The organism is Salegentibacter salarius, from assembly GCF_900168265.1.
GTDB classification, from domain to species: Bacteria; Bacteroidota; Bacteroidia; order Flavobacteriales; family Flavobacteriaceae; genus Salegentibacter; species Salegentibacter salarius.
The window spans coordinates 39,878-61,255 of the sequence record NZ_FVZF01000009.1 but is presented as its reverse complement, the minus strand read 5'-3'; the positions used below and the strand labels follow the sequence as shown (position 1 = coordinate 61,255).

Here is a 21,378-nt window from a genome sequence, read left to right as displayed (position 1 = left end):
CAGGTATTTGATTTTCGACTACATTTGATAGAATTTTCAATTATTCCATGAACAAATATATTATAGTTAATAAGCCTGAAAAGTGGAAGTTATCACTGGATAACATAGAGATTATTTCAGCGCAGTCCTATCTCACCAACCCCGAATTTGCCAGGATTAAAAACGCGAGGATCTTTAATTTATGTAAAGATTATTCTTACCAGTCTAAAGGATATTACGTATCACTTTTAGCCGAAGCTCGAGGTCATTTGGCGATTCCAACGGTAAAAAATATTGTGGATCTTAGAGAACCAAAGTTGGTGAAAATAGTTTCTGAGGAGTTTGACGATCTAATGCAAACCAGCTTAAAGGGAATTAAATCTCAGGAATTTACCCTAAGTATTTATTTTGGTCAAAATGTGGCGCAAAAATATAAGGAGCTGAGTGCGATGTTTCATCGACATTTTCAGATCCCGTTCTTACGTGTAAAATTCAATTTCACCACGAAATGGAATATTAAAAGTATTAAAGCGATTTCTGAAGCTGAAATTCCGCAAGAACATTTGGAAAGCATGTATGTGTTTGCAGCCCAATATTTTGCTAAAAAGCGCTACGATACTCCGCGAGCCAATACTGCTGAATTTGATCTGGCAATTTTAGTACAACCCGAAGATCCTGCTCCACCAAGTAATGCTAAAGCATTAAAGAAATTTGTGGAGATCGCTGAAAAGATGAACTTCTATGTAGAAATAATTTCTCCAAAAGATCTCTCACGTTTATCGGCTTTTGATGCATTGTTTATTCGTCAAAGTACCGAAGTGAATAATGAAGCCTATGCGTTTGCCAGGAAAGCCCAGCAGGAAGGCATCGCCATTGTAGATTATCCCGATGCCATTCTTAAATGTTGCAACAAGGTTTTTATGGCCGAAGCATTGGAGAATGCCAATATTCCTACACCAAAAACATTGATAGTTCATAAAGAAAATATAGATAAGGTTTTGGAAATTACAGGACTGCCGGTGGTTTTAAAATCTCCGGATTCTACTTTTTCTTTCGGAGTAAAGAAGGCTACAACACCTGCTGAATATCAGGAGTTGGTTACCACGATGCTTAAAAAATCTGAACTTGTTATTGCCCAGGAATTTTCTCCTTCTGAATATGACTGGAGAATAGGAATTTTAGACAATAAACCTTTTTATGCCTGCCGATATTATATGGCCAAAGGCCACTGGCAGATCTACAACTGGGACGCAAAAGTGAAAGACGACCAGGACGGAAATGCCGATTGTTTACCTATAGAAAAGGTTCCGAAGAAAATATTGGAAGCCGCATTAAAATCGGCTAAATTAATGGGAAAAGGACTATACGGGATAGATATCAAAGAAGTAGGAGGAAAGCCGCTTGTGATTGAAATAAATGATAATCCGAACATCGATTTTGGCGTAGAAGACGGGTACTATGGCGATCAGGTTTATATCGACATTATTTCGGCATTAAAAGAACGATTAGAAAAGAAGTAATTATGAAATATCATCTTTTTGAAGTTTTTGGAATTGAACTGGAATATATGCTTATCAATACGTTTAGCTTCAAAGTGAATCCAATCGTAGATCAGCTTTTTATTAGTAAAAATGGCGAAATCACTTCAGATATCGAAAACGGTAAAATTGAATGGAGCAACGAGCTGGTAGCGCATGTAGTAGAACTTAAAACGAATGGTCCAACCGGAGATATAGAAAACTTAGATCTGCTTTTTGCTGAAAATATAAAGGAAGTAAATCTTTTGCTGAAGAAAAAAAATACCATGCTTTTACCTTCGGCGGCACATCCTTTAATGAATCCTGAAACTGAAACCCAATTATGGAAGCATAGTTCCAGTAAGATTTATTCACTTTACAACAGAATTTTTGATTGCAGCGGCCACGGTTGGAGCAATGTGCAAAGTATGCATATTAACCTTCCGTTTTTTAATGATGCAGAATTTGAAAAATTACATGCTGCGGTTCGTTTACTTTTACCTATTATCCCGGCATTAAGTGCCAGTTCTCCTATTTTTGAAGGAAAAGATACCGGTTTTAAAGATGCCAGGATGCAGGTATATAAGACCAACCAAAAGGAAATTCCGCAAATGACTGGAAAGGTAATTCCGGAGCAGGTTTTTTCTAAAGACGATTATTACAAAACTATTTTTGAACCGATCAATAAAGCAATAAAACCTCACGATACCGAAAATATCCTGGACCATCACTTTTTGAATTCCCGTGGAGCTATTGCACGATTTGACAGGAATGCTATAGAAATTCGTGTTATAGATGTTCAGGAATGTCCCAAAGCAGATTTGGCGATTGCCATTTTTATCATAGAATGTTTAAAGCTGCTGGTTAGTGAAGAATTGATCTCTACAAAAGATCAGAAAAAATGGCACGAAAATGAGCTTTTTGAGATTTTTGATGCCATAATTAAAGATGCTGAAAATACTAAAATCAGTAATAAGAACTACCTCAAGATTTTTGGACTTTCACAAACGATAGAAGTGAAAAAAATTTGGCGTATTTTATTTTCAAAAGTAAAAAGAAACATCGCGGAAAAACACCAGCAGAGTATCAAATTTTTATTGAACAATGGGAGTCTTTCTACCCGAATTTTAAAAGCAGTGGGAAATGATTTTTCAGAAGAAAATATCAGAAAAACCTATTTTGAGCTAGCAGATTGCCTGGAAGAAAATAAATTCTTTAATCCGTGAAACTTATTCTAACCTGCGAGCACGCTTTCAATACTATTCCGCAGGAATATCAGGATTTATTTAGTAATGCCAGGGAAACTCTGGAATCTCATCGTGGCTATGATCCCGGTGCCTTAGATTTGTTTAATGAGCTGAAGGACTTAGCCGATTTTTCATCTTTTCATGAAACGGGACGTTTGCTAGTAGAAGTAAATAGATCTAAAGGTCATTCTAATTTATTTTCCGAATTCACTAAAAACCTCTCTAAAACTTCGAAAACTAAGCTTTTAGACGAATACTATTTTCCTTATCGAAATTCGATAGAAAAGCAAATTTCAAGCTTAATCGAAAAAGGAGAGAAGGTGCTACATTTTTCGGTGCACACTTTTACTCCAAATTTAAACGAAGAGATTAGAAATACAGATATTGGGCTACTTTATGATCCTTCAAGGATTGGCGAAAAGGAATTCTGTATAAATTTTAAACGAAATTTAAAGGATCAAAATCCCGATTTAAAAATCAGGTTTAATTACCCTTATTTGGGAAAAGCAGATGGATTTACTACCTATTTACGAAATAGATTTCCTGAAAATTATATGGGAATTGAATTGGAAGTAAACCAGAAATTTGTGAATAATAACAAAATGAACTCAGCTCTTAAGGAGCAAGTATTTCTAGCTTTAAAAGAGGAATATGCGTTAGCTTTTAATAAGTAAGAGGTTGTCTAAAAGTTTATTTCGTCAAGCTGAACTTGTTTCAGCTTCTAACATGATTTGATCATCCTTAACTTAGATTCTGAAATAAATTCAGAATGACGAGATGTACACGTTTTAGCCAACCTCCTATAATTCTTTTTTACCTTCTTTTAAGATTTTTTCAAAACCTTATTGAATCAATTCAGATTCTAATGTAATTTCAGTATCCAGTAATTTAGAGATTGGACAGTTTTCCTTAGCATCATTGGCTATTTTTTCAAACTGCACTTTCTCTATATTTTTTACTTTTGCTTTTAAAATTAAGTGCGACTTTTTCACGGCGCCATCTTCAAAAGTGATTTCAGATTTAGTTTCCAATTCATCCGGTTCAAAACCTTCTTCAGTAAGATTTGCCGAAAGCTGCATCGTAAAACATCCCGAATGTGCAGCGCCTATAAGTTCTTCAGGATTGGTGCCTTTACCATCTTCAAACCTGGTTTTAAAAGAGTATTGCGTTTTATCTAGAACACCACTTTGGGTGCTAATTGTTCCTTTACCTTCTTTAAGATTACCTTTCCAAATTGCGGTTCCATTTCTTTTCATAATACTAATTTTTTGATTTGACTCTAAGATAGGAATCATAAAAGGCAAACTAAAATTATTATCAAAACCTTAACCCAAACCTTACCCTATAATCGAGCTTTTATTATTTATGGATTATTCAGAAATTCAAAAAATTGTCTTGAAAGAAACATTTTCGATTTCCTTATATTAAATTTTTCCAATTATAAAACAAAAAAGCCCGAAACCAGGAGGCTTCGGGCTTTTGTATATACGTTATAAAAACTTACTTGATCTCTACAACTTCAAGATCAAATACCAGGTCTTTTCCTGCTAGTGGGTGATTTCCATCTACCACAATAGTGTCTTCTTTTACATCTTTAACCACAAGGTTCATTTCCTGACCGTCAGGGCTTTTAGAAACAAGTCCCATTCCTACTTCCGGCTTAATTTCTTCCGGAAGCTGGCTTTTTTGTACTTCTTGTACAAGCTCTTCTCTCGGCTCTCCGTAAGCTTCTTCTTTAGGAATATTTATGGTTTTCTTTTCGTTCACTTCCATATCGATAAGGCCTTTTTCGAAACCAGGAATTAGTTGTCCCTGTCCCATTGTAAACTCTATAGGCTCACCTCTTTCTACAGAGCTGTCAAAAACCTGCCCGTCAGCTAGTTTACCTGTGTAATGTACCTTTACCGTGTCATTTGCTTTTACTTGACTCATAATGTTGTTTTTCAAAAATTATAATGGGCATTCTTAATATGCTACCCGTTAAAGATTGCAAAGGTACAGTTATTAGATTCGCTTCCAAATTGTAGCAGTTATAATCCCTAAACCTTAAAAAAACATTAACATTTCGATTAGTATATTTTTTTTCAATGCTAGGCGTTGAAAGACAAAGGCTTAATATTAAAATTGGAATTTCGGTAATAAGTAAATACATTTATTAACTTAACTTTTAGAAAATTATAGCGTAAAACCTAATCTACTACAATTAAATATTCCGAAAAGATGAAAGAAAAGCACGCCCCAAAATCAAATTCCAGAAGAAGTTTTTTGAAAACCACAGCATTGGCTACTGCCGGAATTAGTATTATTCCCAGGCACGTTATGGGTGGCCCCGGGTTTTTAGCACCTAGTGATAAATTGGTGGTTGCCGGAATTGGAGTAGGAGGAAAAGGTGAGAGTGATATCAATAGTTTTTATCAGTCTGGAAAGGCCGATATTGGTTTTTTATGTGATGTAGATAAAAGAAGAGCTGCAAATTCTATAGCTCGATTTCCAAAAGCGAAGTTTTATACCGATTACCGGGAAATGTTAGAAAAAGAAGCAAAAAATATAGATGCCGTTTCTATTTCAACTCCAGATCATGGCCATGCTGTACAGGCACTGGCCGCTATGGAACTAGGGAAACCGGTTTATGTTCAAAAGCCTTTAACACACGATATTTATGAAGCCAGGCAACTAACTGAAGCTGCAGAAAAATATCAAGTGGTTACCCAAATGGGAAACCAGGGAGCTTCTGGCGACGGAGTTAGAAAAATGCGTGAATGGTACGACGCCGATCTAATAGGAAAAGTGCATACCGTTTATGTGTGGACAGATCGCCCCGTTTGGCCACAGGGAATTCCCTGGCCAAAAGGCAAAACAACCGCCGTTCCTGAAGGTTTAGACTGGGATTTATGGTTGAATACCGCTCCTTATAAAAACTATATAGAAGGCCTGGTTCCTTTTAACTGGCGTGGCTGGTGGGATTATGGTACCGGGGCACTTGGCGATATGGGCTGCCATTTAATTGAAGCACCATATCGTGTTTTAGGCCTGGGCCATCCTAAAGATGTTCAGTGTAGTGTGGGAAGTGTTTATGTAGATGAATTTAAAAGAGGATATTTCCCTGAAAGTTGTCCGCCATCAAGTCATGCGGTAATGACTTTCCCTAAAACCGAAAAAACCAGTGAAGATGTAACTTTGCATTGGATGGACGGCGGAATTAAACCAAAGAGACCGGAAGAACTTGGCCCAAATGAAACTTTCGGCGATGGTGGCAACGGCGTTTTATTTATTGGGGATAAAGGAAAAATGATGTGTGGCACTTATGGTAGAAATCCACGTTTATTACCAACTTCAAAAACCGATGAAGTTAATGTAACCGAAAAATATGATCGCGTGCCCGGCGGAGAAGAAGGGCATTATGCACAATGGGTAGAAGGAGCGATCGCGGGCTACGGGAAAAAAGACTTGAGTTCTCCTTTTGAAATTGCAGGACCATTAACTGAAACGCTTTTGATTGCTAACCTGGCTATTAGAGGTTACGATGTAAGAAATGAACAAAAGCGTGCTAATGGAGACGTATACTATAATTATCCTGGGCGTGATATAAAAATGCTTTGGGATTCAGAAAATATGCGGGTAACTAATTTCGACGATGCTAATCAATTTGTACGCAGAGAATACCGGGATGGTTGGAAGCTGAGCTAGAATAATAATTAAAAAAATATAAGTTATGAAAGTTGGAGTAATTGTGTATCTGGTAATTTTTTACTTCAGCTTTTCAGCTTGTAATTTTAATAATAAAAATTCCGAATCACCCACAGTTTGGGATACCTTAGAAGTTTCTGCTTCAGCATATAACTCGGTGAGTTGGCAAACGGGTGCCGGCGGTGCTAATATAACTGCCTGGGGAGATACTCTAAAACCCGGACTAAAAGCTATTGCAGTTTCCCGAGATCTAATAAAAAAAGGTTTAGATCACGACACGCCGGTTAAAATAGAAGGTTTTGAAGGGGTTTTTCGAGTTAAAGATAAAATGCATTATAGATGGAAAAATAAAATTGATATCTATATGGGTGAGGACGTCAAAAAAGCCAGGAAATTTGGTCGTAAGAAATTAAAGATATATTATGAGGTTCCACGCGATTCAATTTCAAATAATAACAAAACGCAAAACAAAAATTCTTAATGATGAAAAAATATTTTTTTCTATTCAGCCTTCTAATTTCAAGTTTAAGTTTTAATGCGCAGCAATCGCCAGATAGCCTGGATCTATCCAAAAAAATGGTGATTGGAGTTACGCCCACTCCACCCTTTGTGATGGAAGAAAATGGCGAATATGCCGGTTTAAGCATTGATTCCTGGGAATTGATCAATGAAAAAATGAATTTAGATTATGAATTTAAAGAATATGGCTCGCTGGCTGAGCTTTTGAGCGGAATAGAAAACAACGAAGTAGACTTCAGTATTAATCCGGTAACCGTTACCGATAATAGAATGAAGCGAATGGATTTTTCCCAGCCATATTTTATATCGAATACCGGTGTGGCCAAAAGAAGTGAGTCGCAAATCTTTAGTTATTTAGGAAATTTATTTAGCTGGAATTTTATTTCGGCGATTTTAATTTTACTGGCGGTGATCTTTATTTTCGGATTCCTGGTATGGGTTTTTGAAAGAAAAAAGAATGCCGAAGAATTTGGAACAGGTTCTCGTGGGATTCTTCAGGGTTTTTGGTGGAGTGCTGTAACTATGACCACAGTTGGCTATGGAGATAAGTCACCCAGAACAACCGGAGGACGTGTAATAGCGCTTATTTGGATGTTTATGGCTATCATAATTATTTCCAGTTTAACCGCAGGAATCGCTTCATCCTTAACCGTGCAAACTATGAACGATGAAATAAGTTCGGTACAGGATCTTTCTAAATTTGAAGTAACTAGTGTAGAAAGTAGTAGCGCGCAAGAGCTACTAAACCTTTATAATATAGAGCATAATGAAGTGATTGATGAAAAGGAAGGTATAGCCTTGCTGAAAAACGAAGAAACCAAAATTTTTGTTTACGATGAACCTATTTTACGCTATGAAATCAAGAGAAGCGGCCTGGAAGATGAAATAGAAGTTCTTCCTAAAACTCTTAAAAAGGATTATTACGGCTATAGTTTTCCGAAGAATTCAGATTTAGTAGACGAGATTAATCCTGTCCTTATTGGCGTTTTAAAAACAATGGAGTGGAATAGTATAATGAGCAAATACGAATAATTAACCCAATCCCAGATAACCAAGAATTATCCAGAGGATTATAAATACCACGATTATTCCAAAACAACCACAACCACCGCCCAGCTTTTTGGCGCCCCAACCGGCTAAAATAGCCCTGAAAATACTTTTCATAAAGGATGTTTTTAGGTTAAGTCAATACTAATTTAGTTGAAAAGCCATTTTGAATTTTAGAATTAGCAAATATTTAGCAGCATTTACGGGTAAACCTTAAAAACTCTAAAACTTCCAATTTTGTATCTTTATGAAAACCAAAATTTAAATATGATGAAAACAAATACATTCAAATTGCTTTTACTAAGCTTAATGATATGCAGCGGACTTTATGCACAAAGCACTTCGGCTACATTGATTAAAAAAGTTGAAGGTTTCAGTCATCCGGAATCGGTGGTTTTTAATCAAGATAAAAACGAATATTATATTTCGAATATGGCCGATAGGGAAGAAGGCGATGGATTTATCTCCAGGGTTTCTGCTGAAGGTGAAATTATAGAGCTAAAATGGATAGATGGCTTAAAAGATCCAAAGGGTTTGCTGATAAAAGACGATAAAGTTTATGTGACCAATAATACTGAACTTATTGAGATCAGTATTGCAGATTCAAAAATACTTCGAAGAATCCAGGTAGAAGGCTCAAAATCATTAAACGATATCACCGTTGATGCCGTTGGGAATATTTTTATTTCAGATTCAGGGAAAAGTGCTATTTATTTAATGCCGGGCGATTCAGCAAATATGATGGTCCCTGAAGATAAAAAAGGCGAAATAATCGAATATTTGGATAGCACGAGATTAGAATATGTAAACGGACTTTTTGCGCAAAAAGATCATCTTTACGCAGCTGCCTGGGGAGAAAATAACGATGGTAATTTTCTGAAAATAGACATGGACACTCGTGAAATCGAAAAAATATCAAAAGAAGGAATTGGAAATTTGGATGGAGTACAACCGGTTGGTGAAGATGCATTTTATATTTCAGACTGGGCTACAGGAAAAATCCATCTTATAAAGAAAGATGGTGAAATAACAGAAGTCTTAACTTCAGAAAAAAGCGCAGGAGACATCTTTTTTGATGTTGAAAAAGATCAATTAGTGCTACCAATGAATCATCAAAACGCTGTTTGGTGGTACCAGTTGCAATAATTTAAGAAATTGTTATCAATTTCATATTTCTGAAATTTTATTTTTGAGGCAAAACCAATCAAATGCAACTAAAGAAAGACAAAGACGATAAAGAGTCTAAAGATTATATCCTAAAAGAAAATAAGAAAACCAATTTTGGAATTGGCTTTATCATCACCGTACTTATTATTTTGATTATTGGCGTGGCGATATCCGGGTTTTACTTCGAATTGTGGTAATTAACCCGGAATATTCCAGGCATCATCCTGAACTTGTTTCTGAGCCAAGTTTATTCTTAGTTCTAGGTACTACTTTTTTATCTCGTTAATCAGCAGAAATGCCTGGTTTACATATTCTTTTTCTAAAAAGAGCGCGAAATAATTTGAGGTAGAGATCATTTCAAATATTGGAATACCTTCATAAGCCAGCAATTTGAAAAGATAAAAATAAAGCCCTACAAACTGCGAACTGTTTTTAGGAAGGGCAATGGTTATCGAAGAGAGTTCTTCTTTTATAGAAACGCGCCTTTCGCTTCTAAAACAATCTTCAACCAGGTTAGTAAGACTGGAAGATACTAGAATATTACTTTCCTGGTAGTTACTTGAATAGTTAAGGTAAACCCCGGTTTGATTCTTTACTGCATCCAACAAGCGGGCTTTATTAGCGATAATTGTATTGGAATTTAGAAAAGTGTATTCTGTAATTCCAGATCTAACTACAATATCTCCCAGCTCCCTTAAATGTTGCATATTTATTTTCGTCCTATGCGGCGCGTAACGGCGTAAAGCCATAATAATAGAACCCTGCTTTACCGATTTTCTCATTTCTTTTTCCACCTGGGGCTGGATATCTTCTGCAAGTCCACTAAAATTTATAATATCACGTGCAATCGCATCATCTAAGAATGGTTGGTGCCTTATAATATCGTGAACGCAAGTAGTTATCGTCTTCATTGTTAAATATTGTACATTTTGTGCAAATGTATATAAATTGAGAGATATTTTTTGTCGAAGGAAGCTTAAATTCTAATTATGCACAGAGTTATTTTAGTAACCCAATAAGTTACAAACTGAAATAATTAAGAAAAGAATTAGCGATGAAAGTATTAAAGTTTGGTGGAACATCTGTAGGCTCTGTGGAGAGTATCAGGAATGTAAAAAATATTTTAGCATCCAGGGAAGGGAAGAAAGTTCTTGTTCTTTCTGCAATGGCCGGGGTAACGAATAAATTGGTGGTGATCACTGAACTTATTAAGGCTGAAGATCATTCAGCAATAGCTCATATTATTGCTGAATTAAAAGACAAGCATGAAAATACCATCGACGCACTTATAAATGAACCTGATCCAAACGCCCAGGCGAAGAACTTTGTAAATAACGTACTTAACAATTTAAAGGAGATTTGTAAAAGTAATTATTCAGAAAGAGTTTATGCTGAAGTGGTCACCACGGGCGAAACCATGCTCACATACATTTTCTCTACTTTTCTAACTAATTCAGGAATTCAGAATAATTTTCTGGATGCCAAGGAATTTATGCAGGTTTCAAACCTTGAAAATCCGGATACAAATTTAGTAGGAAAGCTTTTTCAAAAAAGCATAGAAAACCTTGAAGCGTCAGAAATTTATATTACTCAGGGTTTTGTTAGAATAGATGCACAGCACTCAATTAGCACGCTAAAAAGAGGTGGTAGCGATTATAGCGCAACTATTCTGGCTGCAGCGGTACAAGCAGAAGAAGTCCAGATCTGGACTGATATTGATGGTTTTCATAATAACGATCCAAGATATGTTGAAAATACGCACGCTATAGCAGAGTTAAGTTTTGAAGAGGCTTCAGAGCTGGCTTATTTTGGTGCTAAGATTCTGCATCCACAAACTATTTCTCCGGTTATAAAAAAGCAAATTCCGTTATTCTTAAAAAATACATTTACACCCGATCTTCCGGGAACAAGAATTTCCGCAGAGATCCATTCTCGTGGACTTAAAGCGATTTCAGCTAAAGATGGGATTACCGCAATTAAGATCAAATCTAATAGAATGTTGATGGCCCACGGTTTTCTTAAAAAGATATTTGAAGTCTTTGATAAATATGAAACCGCAATTGATATGATTACTACTTCAGAAATTGCGATTTCCCTAACCATAGACGACGATAGGAATTTAAATGAGATCCTGGAAGAATTAAACGACTACGGTGAGATTACCGTAGAGAAAGAACATAGTATTATTTGTATTGTGGGCGAAGGTCTTATTGAAGATAAAAGCACCAGTCGCTTATTTGAGTTACTAAATGATATTTCTGTGAGAATGATCTCTTATGGAGGTAGCAATAACAATATTTCTCTGTTGGTAGATACTAAAAATAAGGTGCAGACCTTGCAGGGTCTAAACCGAAAATTATTTGAGGAAAGAATAATGCCTCAATTTGTTTGATTTTCTGTTTGTGAACAGGAGACTGTTCCTTTTGTGTAGTGAAAACCGCCGGTAGGCTAATTTTAACCGGCGGTTTTTTTACTCGATAATAGAGATTAAATGCTCCATCCCGAAGAGTCGGGATGCCTCGAAATCAAATTATATTTTTCAATTATAATGCTTAGTGAGCTTGCTTTAAAGTAGTTTACTTTTCTCCTTTTCTTCTATGAATTTAGCCATAAAATAAGTGCTTTTATGCTGATGATGTTGTAGCATTTTACCCACAAAATTCTCTCTTCTATAAACACTTATATTCTGAATAAGCTCAGTTAACTTTTTAGAAAATTCCTGTTGATGTTCGGTCTTGTTAAATCTTGAATTAATAATTTTAAATCCATTTTCTACTGCATCTTTCCAAAGATTTTCTTCGGTATATAAACTCACGGCCTTTTTTGCAAATTCTTTCGGATCGTTGGTGATAAATCTGTTCCAGGCTAACTCTCCTGGAATTCCTTCAGCTCCCACTGAGGTAGTTACTGCAGGTGTGCCGCATTGCATTGCTTGAATGAGTTTTCCTTTTAAACCGGCGCCAAATCTTATTGGTGCGAGACAAACTTTTGCATTTCGCATTACAGCTTCAGCATTTTCAGCCCGGCCTTTTACGATAAAACCTTCTTTTTCGTTATGAAGGTTCCAGACCTTCTGGGAGGGATAAGCACCGTAAATATAAAGTTTCGCCCCGGGTAATTCCTGTCTTATTAAAGGCCAAATTTCTTCTTTTAGGTATAGAACGGCATTCCAGTTGGGTTCGTGAAGAAAATTACCAATACTTATAAAATTATTACGCTGTTCGAATCCTGGAAGGTTTATTTTTTCTTCTTCGGAAATGGGTTCCAGCTGGAAAGGAAGATAATGCAGAAGTTTAGAACTTATTTTAAATTCCTCTTGCAGTAATTTTATTTCAACTTCTGAAATGATGAGACTAAGATCACAACGGTAAATACTCGCGATCTCTCTTTTAGTGATTTCGGCATCAAAATAAAGATCTTCTGCAGGTATATTCTTTTTAAAAGCTCCTATTCTGGTTTTTCGTAAAAAGTGAAGGTCTTCTGTGTCTAGAATTTTGATGGCTTGTGGACAGGTTTCATCTACTCTCCAGCCAAATTGCTCTTCAGTCATAAAGCGATCAAAAAGCACCAAATCTGGTTGAATATTTTTTAATAATTCATCAAAAGAAGGATGATTCATTTTAATCACTTCAGAAGCAATATTCATCTTTTCCAGATCTATAGCGAATTCGCTTCTGGCCGCAGTAGTTACAAAAGTGATCTTATAATTTTCAGCAAGAAAAAATTCCAGTAATTGCAGCATACGGCTACCGGCGGCGGAAGAATTAGGTTCGGGCCATACACAACCAATAACAAGTAGACGACTTTTGGGTAAGCTCATGAGAAATTCAGAGACTAGTTAAAATTCTAATTTGGCTTCAGAACTGCGAACATTTAAATCTCGATTATCGAGTAGACGCGGCATAATTTTTTTTCAAAAATACCTTAAATTGTCCCAGATTCCTAATTAAAAACTAGCAGAAAGGAGGAGGGAAGCTGTTACCCAAAGTACCAGAGATACAAGGCCACCAATAATAAAGAAATGCCTAAAGCGATAGATTCCCATCCCGTAAATTATGGTATTGGTTTGGTAACCAACCGGTGTAAAAAAGCTAAAATTAGAAGCGAATAAAACCGATAGAATAAAAGGCTTAGGATCCATTTGCAAACTAGCCGCAATACTTATGGCGATAGGCGTGATTATAATTGCTGTAGCGTTGTTGGAAATAAATCCGCTTAAGATCATCGTTACAAGGAATAATATTCCGATAATAATCGTATCGGTTTGATTTTCAAAAACCAGCATTAATTGATCTGAAATCCATTGGTCTGCACCTGTATTATTCATTGCCACACCCAAGGGAATCATCCCTGCCAGCAGGAAAATAATTTGCCAGTTTACCTGTTCATAGATCTTACCAAGATCTATACATTTTGTGAAAATCATAAGAAAGCAACCAATAATTGCGCTTTTTAAGATTGGGAAAATTGAAAATGCAGATAGTGCTATAACCACTAATAAAATGCCTAAAGAAAGATATCTTTTTGTGATTGTGGTAACCTCAATATTTTTATGCTGTTGCAGGATAGTGACATTTTCAATTTTTTGAAGCTCGTCCAAAGCGCTTTCGCTAACTTCTACCAGTAAACGGTCTCCAACTCTTAATTCAATTTCATCCTTTCCCCGGTTAAAAATTCTTCTTCTGGGATTTCTAAAGTTTCTACGTTTTCTTATTGCCAGGGGAACTGCCCCGTGAAGATCGTACCAACCCACTGTTTTAATGCTTTTACCAATTAAAGGAGAATTAGGCAACATTAGAATTTCTACAACCTGTACGTTTTCTTCCAACTCTTCAGAATCGATAATGGGATCTGCAAGTTTCTTATTGTCTTCTTCCTTAATTACGGTAAAACCTTCGGCGTCTTTTAATTTTAATAAGTTTTCAAGGTTACAGCGCAATAAGAGTTGATCACCTTCTTTAAGCGTGGTAAATTTCCCGGGCCAGTCGTTAATAATTCCATTTCTTTTAAGTCTTAAAACCTCAATGTCATCTTCATCAGAGAGAAAGCTTTCCCCAATACTTTTTCCAATCGCACTGGAGTTGCTTTTAATAATTACTTTGGTTATATATTCATCCAGATTATAATCTTCACTAATTTCGGTTTTTTTGCTTCTGGGCAGGAATTTGGTCATAGCGCTTACTATAACTATGGTAATTACCATAAAAATCACACCATACCAGGTAAATTCAAAAAAGCTAAAGCGTTCTATGCCGCGATCTACAGCCACAGCATTCACAATAAGGTTGGTAGAAGTACCCATAAGCGTGCAACTTCCCCCTATAATTCCGGCAAAGGAAATAGGTAAAAGTAATTTTGAATTTGGGATATCGTACCGGGCAGATAACTCTGTGATTATTTTAATAAAAACAATCACTACGGCCGTAGTATTAATAAAGGCTGAAATGCTTCCTGCAATAAACATAAAAACCGGAACCATTAGAAAAACAGGGAGCACACGTAAATTCTTGAGGCCGCTGGCCAGCCAGTCTATAACCCCGTTGGTTTCCAACCCTATGGCGATAATCATTAAGGCGAGAACCGTTATTGTTGCAGGACTTGAAAATCCTGAAATAGCTTCTTCGGGACTTACCAGGTTTGTGAGTAAAAGTGCTGCGAGAATAAAAAAAGCAATTTTATCTACAGGAAATACTTCCAGGGCAAATAAAATGATCACCACAATTATAATCAAAAACAATATGGCTATCTCGAGGCTCATTATTTAAATTTATGAAATAAAAATAAGTGAATAGCCAATGTTTAAAAGCTTCTTCTGAAATATTTATGATTTATTAAATGCAGATAATTTTTCATCGAGTCTTTATAATTGCTATTTTGAAGTTTAAAACAAAAAGATGAGTAGAGGATTTGTTAAAGAAGACGACCAGGAAGAAGCTCCAATAATTCCGCCCAGAGCGGCTTTACCGGCAGGGGAAACAAATTATGTTACGCCAAACGGTTTAAAGGAATTAAAAAATGAAGAAGAAGCGCTCATTGAGGAAAGAGCCAATCTTGATAAACAAAATGATACCGAAAGAAGAAGGGCACAGGCAGTTATAGACGGTAAATTAAAACTTTTGCGCGAAAGAATTAGTACCGCAAGATTATTGAAACCAGAAGACCAACCTGCAGACGAGGTCCGTTTTGGTGCATTAGTAGAATTGATGCAGAATGGAAATAAACAGGAGTTTCAAATTGTAGGTGTAGATGAAGCGAATGTGAAAAAGCAAAAGATCGCGTTTGTAGCACCTATTGCTAAAGCCGTTACGGGCAAGAAGGTTGGAGATAAAATAGACTTTAAACTGGGGGAAGAAACTCGAAAGCTAGAAATGCTTAAAATAACCTACTAATGGCAATATATATTATGATGGGCGTTTCTGGATCTGGTAAAACTACCATCGGAAAACTACTTGCAGAAAAACTAGACCTGCCCTTTTATGATGCCGATGATTTTCATCCGCCGGAAAATTTGGAAAAGATGAAAAACGGGATTCCACTGGAGGATAAGGATAGAAAAGGCTGGTTAAAAGTTTTGGCCCAAAATATTATAGAGTGGAACCAAATCGGCGGAGCGGTATTGGCTTGTTCGGCGTTAAAGGAGAAGTACCGAAAACAATTAACTTCAATTCCCGAAAGTGATTTGAACTGGATTTTTCTCCAGGCAGAATTTGAGGTGATCTTAAACAGGTTAAAATCCCGGAAAGGGCATTATTTTAAATCAGAAATGCTCAACTCTCAATTTGAAACCCTGGAAGAGCCAATTTATGGATTAAGAATTAATGTAAATACTTCTGAAGAAAATATTTTAAAAGAAATTATGGCGAAATTAAATTTTCCTGAAGCAGAAATCGGGCTTATTGGTCTTGGAGTAATGGGTAAGAGTCTGGCTCTAAACCTGCTTTCAAAGAATATTAAAGTATCGGTTTTTAATCGGTACGTTCCCGGTAAAGAAGAAGGAATTGCTAAAGATTTTGTGCAGGAAAATGCTGAAAAATATACTTTTAAAGGTTTTGACGATTTACAGGATTTTGTGAAATCACTTAAACGCCCCAGGAAGATCTTATTAATGGTAAATGCCGGAGCTGCCGTTGATGCAGTAATAGAAAGTCTGCTTCCTATTTTAGATAAGGGAGATATTATTACCGATGGCGGGAACTCTCATTATAAAGATACATTTCGCAGGGAACAGGCTTTAAAGGAGCAAGGAATTCACTTTATGGGCTGTGGAATATCCGGTGGCGAAGAAGGAGCTTTAAAAGGTCCGTCTGTGATGCCCGGTGGTTCTTTGGAAGCTTATAAACAACTGGGACCATTTCTGGAAAAAATAGCTGCCAAAGATAAAAACGGAAATCCTTGTTGTGCCCATATAGGACCAGATGGGGCCGGGCATTTTGTGAAAATGTTGCACAATGGAATTGAGTATGGTGAAATGCAGCTTATTGCTGAAATCTATCATCTTTTTCGCTTTTATACCAAAACCAATCCTGAAGAGATAGCCGATCTTTTTGAGGCCTGGAACAAAGAAATAAAAAGCTATTTATTAGAAATCACTGTAGATATTCTTCGGAAAAAAGAAAATGAAAGTTTTCTTATACATAAAATCCTGGATGCAGCGAAGCAGAAGGGCACAGGTGGCTGGTCTACTAATGCTGCTTTAGAGCTTGGGGTGCCTTTAGATACCATTACTGCAGCAGTTTTGGCCAGGAATATTTCAGGAATGAAGGAAATTCGAATAGAAGCTTCAAAATTATATAAGCCTTCAAATAATCAAGAAGAGAAATTAGATGAGATTAAAGAGGAATTATTTAGAGCCTACAAATCAGCGAGTATTATTAATCATGCAATAGGTTATGATTTACTTCGGGTAGCATCTTCAGAATACAACTGGAGTCTCAACTTATCTGAAATTTCCCGGGTTTGGACCAATGGCTGCATCATAAGATCGGGCTTAATGGAAGATCTGGTAGAGGTCTTTAAAGATTCAGATAGGCATTTATTACTGGATAAAAATATTATTTCAGCAATAAAACAAGATCAGGCTTCATTAACCAAAATAGTTGGAATCTCATTGCAGGCAGGTTATAGCGTTCCAGTTTTATCGGCTGCCGCCAATTACCTATTAAATTTTACTTCGGCACAAAATGCAGCCAATATGATACAGGCGCAACGAGATTATTTTGGAGCTCATACTTATGAGCGAAACGATAAACCGCGAGGTGAATTTTTTCATACCCAATGGAAAAAAAAATAATTAATGGAACTACAATTACTCTTTGCCGTTTTCGCTGGAATCGCACTTTTGCTATTCCTAATTTTAAGATTAAAAATACAGGCATTTTTATCTCTTCTAATTGTTTGTATAGCTGTTGGAATTCTTGCAGGAATGCCCGCTACCGAAATCCTGGAGACTATGAAGCACGGGATGGGAAGCACTCTTGGTTTTGTAGCAACGGTAGTTGGCTTGGGGGCTTTATTTGGTGGAGTTTTAGAACAATCTGGTGGCGCACAACGTTTGGCTTCCTTCCTATTAAAGAAAACAGGCGATAAAAGAGCACCCTGGGCAATGATGGTTACCGGTTTTGCGGTGGCTATTCCCGTTTTCTTTGATGTTGCTTTTATTATTCTGGTGCCGGTAACTTATGCGCTGAGCAAAAGAACAGGAAAATCACTTTTGCTTTATGCGCTGCCTCTATTGGCCGGTTTGGCAATTACCCACGCTTTTATTCCGCCAACTCCGGGACCAATTGCGGTTGCCGACATTCTGGGAGCAGATTTGGGCTGGGTAATCGTTTTTGGTTTCCTGGCAGGAATTCCCGCGGCAATTATCAGCGGACCTATTTTTGCTCGTTTTATTTCAAAAAGAATAAAAATTGAACCGAAGACATTTTCTGAAGAAATTGAATACGATGAAGAAAAAGCACCATCCCCGGGACTTATTATTTCTATAATTCTAATTCCTATTTTCTTAATTGTGGCAAATACCTTGGTGCAAAGTCCTTTGTTTGATGGAGTTTCAATTTCGGGAAGTATTTTATATTCCATAGAATTAGTCGGACATCCTTTTTCCGCATTAATTATTGCGAATCTTATTGCCTGGTATTTTCTGGGTGTTCGGCGCGGGATGCAAAAGGAATTTTTACAGAAAGTGGCTACAAAATCTTTTCAGGCAGCAGGAATAATAATCTTACTTACCGGTGCCGGCGGTGCTTTTAAACAAATCCTTATAAATACCGGTGCGGGTGAAATGATTGCAGATGCATTGAACAATGCCTGGTTTAATCCTTTGATATTTGGTTTTATTGTAGCAGCGCTGGTACGGGTTCTACAGGGATCTTCTACCGTAGCAATGATCACCGCCGCGGGCATTACCGCACCGGTTTTAACCGGTGGGGACTATTCTATGGCCCAAACTTCACTTATTGTAATTGCGATTGCCTCAGGAGCTTCAATTTTATCACACGTGAATGATAGCGGATTTTGGTTGGTGGGACAGTATCTGGGACTCACCGAAAAACAAACTTTTAAAACCTGGACGGTAATGACCACCTTGATTGCGGTAGTAGGTCTTTTTGTATCCCTAATTTTATGGTTTTTGATCTAATTATTCTTCTTGAATTGTAAATTCAAGAGTATCTACAATATCACCGTATTCATCTACCTGGATTTCAAAATCTATGGCATCGCTGGCTGTGTAACCGAGTTTCTGTATTTGAACAGGATCAATTTCGGCGGTGTAATTCCCTGGTTTTAATCCCAGATAAGTAAAGTAACCGTCTCCTTCCGTTAAAATTTCTTTTACTAGGTTTCCGTTTTCATCTATAATATTTACCGTAATTCTACCCTGGCCGCGCAGGCTGTTTCCTTCTTTAAAGTAAACCATTCCGGCTACTTCTCCAAGAACTTCTACGGGCACTTCAATTTCCTGGAATTGATTAGGAATGGTGTGCACTTTTATTTTTTCATTTTTCACCTTCCAGGCAATATTGTCAAGGCTATTTGGGTTAACTTCCAGGATTAAGTCTATATAAGGTTGAAGTTCGGTAATTCTAAGCACCGTTTCATCTTCATTATAGGAAAGCCTGCCAGACATATTTTTAATTTCCATTCCGCTTACCGCCGGCTCCATAGGATCTCTCTTTCCGTTGGTATTATAATCTAAGAACGGAATAATACTTAATGCGGCTTTAGACATAGCAGTACGGTTATTGCCCATAATATATCCCGTATTATCGTCTAATAATAAACTTCCGCGGGCAGATTGTACAAAAGAATTGTTTCTATTTCCAAGTCTTGAAGTTACCGAGGTTTGTGCAAAATTGAAAGCATACCTTAAACCGACTTCAAAAATATGAGCGTCCCGTAAAAGATTATTTTCATAAGCAAAATTGACAAAACCCTGCTCAAAAACCGGACGTTCTATTTCAAGAATTATATTATTGAATTGATTTCGACTAAAATCATATTGTATTTGTGGTGAAAAAAGGAATTTATTCGGAAGCCTGTAATTCTGAGAAAGCGAGGTATAAATTGTGGGCTCTTTTACACGGTCGTTATAAATCCCGTAAGTAGTAAGGTTGGTGCTAATACCCATTATTGCACCAGAAAGTAATAATTGTGCCGTGGTAAACTCGGTAGTGGGCATAATGATCTGGTTCACACTAAACCGACTAAACATCGAGAAATTTTTAGTTCGAATAGGTGCCGAAAAGCTTATTTTTCTTTCTTCCAGGTAATTAAAATTAATCGCGGTTTGATCTTCATCATATTTTATATAATTAAGGTCTACCTGAAGATTTCCCGGGGTTCTATAACTCAAAATCCCTTCTCCTTTAACTCCGTGCATATATTCCCCTGTAAAGAGAAAGTTTGAAGCAAAACGAATGGAAGAATTTACAAAAGGCATTACTTCCCCGCTAGTAACGCCGGTAAGATATTCTGCCCCACCACCTATAGTTACAGCATTGCTTAATCCATAATTAAAATTTACCCGGGAAAAGCGATTTAGCTCATCATTTTCAACAATTCCTGCGCTAAGCGTATATTCTAATTCATTTTTAGGAACAAAATTATAAGGAATATTAATTACTCTTTCCTGGATCCGTTCTTCCCCGTATGGGCCATAAAATCTGAGGCTTACGGCGGTATTTCCATACATTAACGGAACATCAAAAGTATAGAAACCCGAGGCATCTGCCTGGGTAAATTCAACTAAAACATTATTCACATACAATTCTACCGTCCAACGGGGTTCGGTATAATCGTTAAGCACATAGGTTCCAAAAGACCTGCGGTTTTGAAATGGGCTATTGCTAATTTGTACACCACTAACCGGCGCAAATAGAGAAGAGGTAGCACGAGTAAAAATTCTACCTGCTGTTACCTGTTTAAAAATTTTACTTTCATTATTTATATAACGCCATTGGTAAAATTGGTTTCTGGAATCAAAAGGAACCCTGGTAGAATAGTTAAGCATGAGGTTGGTTTCCCCTCCTAAAAACATCGTACCCAAACCTAGAGATAGGCGATTATCATCTTCAAATTCACTTTGCTGTGTAGTGACCACACCCCAATCTAAAGCACCACCTTTAAAAAATGGATAACGCCTGGCCATGGTAGTATCGGGCTCTATAATACCCTTTACGCGATTAAGATTCTCCCTTACTTTTTTAAGGCGCATTTCTTTTATAACAGGCAGATCTTTTTCAGTCTTCATGGTTACCGAGAGACTTCTAAATGAAAAGTTTGTGTTTAAGCCGAAAATTTGCCCAAAAAGATTTGATTTCAAATAGAGGTTTAGCGGTGTTTTTATGTATTGCTCATCACTAAGCGCAAATTCCTGGTCTTTATAAAGAATTCTATTCTCTGAAGGGTTTATAACGTAAGAAGAATCGGGATGAATAATAAAGCCTTCTACACCATTTTCAGTTTCCTCATTCTTGATCTTTAAATAATCAAAAAGTTCTTTAACAGGAATGTAGGCATCCTGACCTTTAATAGCGATAGGAATTTCTATAACACCAAGATCGGGTACATTCATTTCTACGCTTAACTCATCGTATTCAGGAAAATCTTCCTGGGCAAATGTTGAAAATGAGAAACAAAAGAAACATAAAAAGCCTAAGAAAAGTTTTATAGAAAACTCTGTTAAGAAAAATCGGAATAGTGAATGCATTAAC

Annotated in this window: 19 protein-coding genes; 12 read left to right on the top strand and 7 right to left on the bottom strand. The window is 36.7% G+C overall.

What is annotated here, in order from left to right; translation table 11 throughout:
• The first annotated feature begins 47 nt into the window (after positions 1–47).
• Genes B5440_RS06935 through B5440_RS06925 form a run of 3 tightly spaced genes read left to right on the top strand, consistent with a single transcriptional unit; the run spans position 48 to position 3,417 of the window.
• Positions 48–1,499: a RimK family protein gene (locus tag B5440_RS06935; RefSeq protein WP_070055492.1), complete on the top strand. Its 1,452-nt coding sequence runs from the start codon at positions 48–50 to the stop codon at positions 1,497–1,499.
• A 2-nt stretch (positions 1,500–1,501) separates the two neighbouring features.
• Positions 1,502–2,722 carry a glutamate-cysteine ligase family protein gene (locus B5440_RS06930; protein ID WP_070055493.1) on the top strand — a complete coding sequence of 407 codons (1,221 nt, stop codon included), beginning with the start codon at positions 1,502–1,504 and terminating at the stop codon, positions 2,720–2,722.
• Positions 2,719–3,417 carry an N-formylglutamate amidohydrolase gene (locus B5440_RS06925; protein ID WP_070055494.1) on the top strand — a complete coding sequence of 233 codons (699 nt, stop codon included), beginning with the start codon at positions 2,719–2,721 and terminating at the stop codon, positions 3,415–3,417. Before B5440_RS06930 ends, B5440_RS06925 begins: the two co-directional genes overlap by 4 nt.
• 168 nt (positions 3,418–3,585) lie before the next feature.
• Here the strand turns inward: B5440_RS06925 and B5440_RS06920 are convergent, their stop codons facing one another.
• Positions 3,586–3,999 carry an OsmC family protein gene (locus tag B5440_RS06920; RefSeq protein ID WP_070055542.1) on the bottom strand — a complete coding sequence of 138 codons (414 nt, stop codon included), beginning with the start codon at positions 3,997–3,999 and terminating at the stop codon, positions 3,586–3,588.
• A gap of 244 nt (positions 4,000–4,243) precedes the next feature.
• The gene (locus B5440_RS06915) at positions 4,244–4,675 is read right to left on the bottom strand and encodes an FKBP-type peptidyl-prolyl cis-trans isomerase (RefSeq protein ID WP_057483060.1); all 432 of its coding nucleotides are present in this window, start codon (positions 4,673–4,675) and stop codon (positions 4,244–4,246) included.
• 288 nt (positions 4,676–4,963) lie between these two features.
• Here B5440_RS06915 and B5440_RS06910 point away from each other — a divergent pair, with 288 nt between their 5' ends.
• From B5440_RS06910 to B5440_RS06900, 3 genes are read left to right on the top strand one after another with little or no spacing between them, the layout of a single operon-like run.
• A complete protein-coding gene (locus B5440_RS06910; protein WP_070055495.1) occupies positions 4,964–6,430 on the top strand; it encodes a Gfo/Idh/MocA family protein in 1,467 nt (488 codons plus the stop codon).
• 25 nt (positions 6,431–6,455) lie between these two features.
• The gene (locus B5440_RS06905) at positions 6,456–6,911 is read left to right on the top strand and encodes a 3D domain-containing protein (RefSeq protein ID WP_070055496.1); all 456 of its coding nucleotides are present in this window, start codon (positions 6,456–6,458) and stop codon (positions 6,909–6,911) included.
• 2 nt (positions 6,912–6,913) lie between these two features.
• A complete protein-coding gene (locus B5440_RS06900; RefSeq protein WP_070055543.1) occupies positions 6,914–7,981 on the top strand; it encodes a transporter substrate-binding domain-containing protein in 1,068 nt (355 codons plus the stop codon).
• Here the strand turns inward: B5440_RS06900 and B5440_RS15810 are convergent, their stop codons facing one another.
• Entirely contained in the window at positions 7,982–8,113 is a 132-nt protein-coding gene (locus B5440_RS15810; protein ID WP_262506398.1) for a hypothetical protein, read from the bottom strand.
• 150 nt (positions 8,114–8,263) lie between these two features.
• Here B5440_RS15810 and B5440_RS06895 point away from each other — a divergent pair, with 150 nt between their 5' ends.
• Positions 8,264–9,142 (top strand): NHL repeat-containing protein, encoded by an 879-nt coding sequence (locus tag B5440_RS06895; protein WP_141728154.1) that lies wholly within the window; start codon positions 8,264–8,266, stop codon positions 9,140–9,142.
• Between the two features lie 62 nt (positions 9,143–9,204).
• Positions 9,205–9,360, top strand: coding sequence for a hypothetical protein (locus tag B5440_RS15615; protein ID WP_176728225.1), 156 nt, complete (start codon positions 9,205–9,207; stop codon positions 9,358–9,360).
• Between the two features lie 69 nt (positions 9,361–9,429).
• On the opposite strand, the gene B5440_RS06890 is transcribed toward B5440_RS15615, so the two are convergent.
• Positions 9,430–10,074, bottom strand: a complete 645-nt coding sequence (locus B5440_RS06890; protein ID WP_070055498.1) for a hypothetical protein — start codon at positions 10,072–10,074, stop codon at positions 9,430–9,432.
• Positions 10,075–10,217: 143 nt separating this feature from the next.
• On the opposite strand from B5440_RS06890, the gene B5440_RS06885 reads away from it, so the two are divergent.
• Positions 10,218–11,555: an aspartate kinase gene (locus B5440_RS06885; RefSeq protein WP_070055499.1), complete on the top strand. Its 1,338-nt coding sequence runs from the start codon at positions 10,218–10,220 to the stop codon at positions 11,553–11,555.
• A gap of 174 nt (positions 11,556–11,729) precedes the next feature.
• On the opposite strand, the gene B5440_RS06880 is transcribed toward B5440_RS06885, so the two are convergent.
• Positions 11,730–12,983: a glycosyltransferase gene (locus B5440_RS06880; RefSeq protein WP_070055500.1), complete on the bottom strand. Its 1,254-nt coding sequence runs from the start codon at positions 12,981–12,983 to the stop codon at positions 11,730–11,732.
• A gap of 126 nt (positions 12,984–13,109) precedes the next feature.
• On the bottom strand, positions 13,110–14,921 hold the full coding sequence (locus B5440_RS06875) for an SLC13 family permease (protein WP_070055501.1): 1,812 nt from the start codon (positions 14,919–14,921) through the stop codon (positions 13,110–13,112).
• A 136-nt stretch (positions 14,922–15,057) separates the two neighbouring features.
• Here B5440_RS06875 and B5440_RS06870 point away from each other — a divergent pair, with 136 nt between their 5' ends.
• From B5440_RS06870 to B5440_RS06860, 3 genes are read left to right on the top strand one after another with little or no spacing between them, the layout of a single operon-like run.
• Complete coding sequence (locus B5440_RS06870; RefSeq protein WP_070055502.1) at positions 15,058–15,552, top strand: GreA/GreB family elongation factor; 495 nt, start codon at positions 15,058–15,060, stop codon at positions 15,550–15,552.
• Positions 15,552–17,453 (top strand): NADP-dependent phosphogluconate dehydrogenase, encoded by a 1,902-nt coding sequence (gene gndA, locus B5440_RS06865; protein ID WP_198550872.1) that lies wholly within the window; start codon positions 15,552–15,554, stop codon positions 17,451–17,453. Before B5440_RS06870 ends, gndA begins: the two co-directional genes overlap by 1 nt.
• A gap of 3 nt (positions 17,454–17,456) precedes the next feature.
• The gene (locus B5440_RS06860; protein WP_070055503.1) at positions 17,457–18,803 is read left to right on the top strand and encodes a GntP family permease; all 1,347 of its coding nucleotides are present in this window, start codon (positions 17,457–17,459) and stop codon (positions 18,801–18,803) included.
• Here B5440_RS06860 and B5440_RS06855 read toward each other — a convergent pair whose 3' ends face one another.
• Positions 18,804–21,374 carry a carboxypeptidase-like regulatory domain-containing protein gene (locus tag B5440_RS06855; RefSeq protein ID WP_070055504.1) on the bottom strand — a complete coding sequence of 857 codons (2,571 nt, stop codon included), beginning with the start codon at positions 21,372–21,374 and terminating at the stop codon, positions 18,804–18,806.
• Positions 21,375–21,378: the final 4 nt, after the last annotated feature.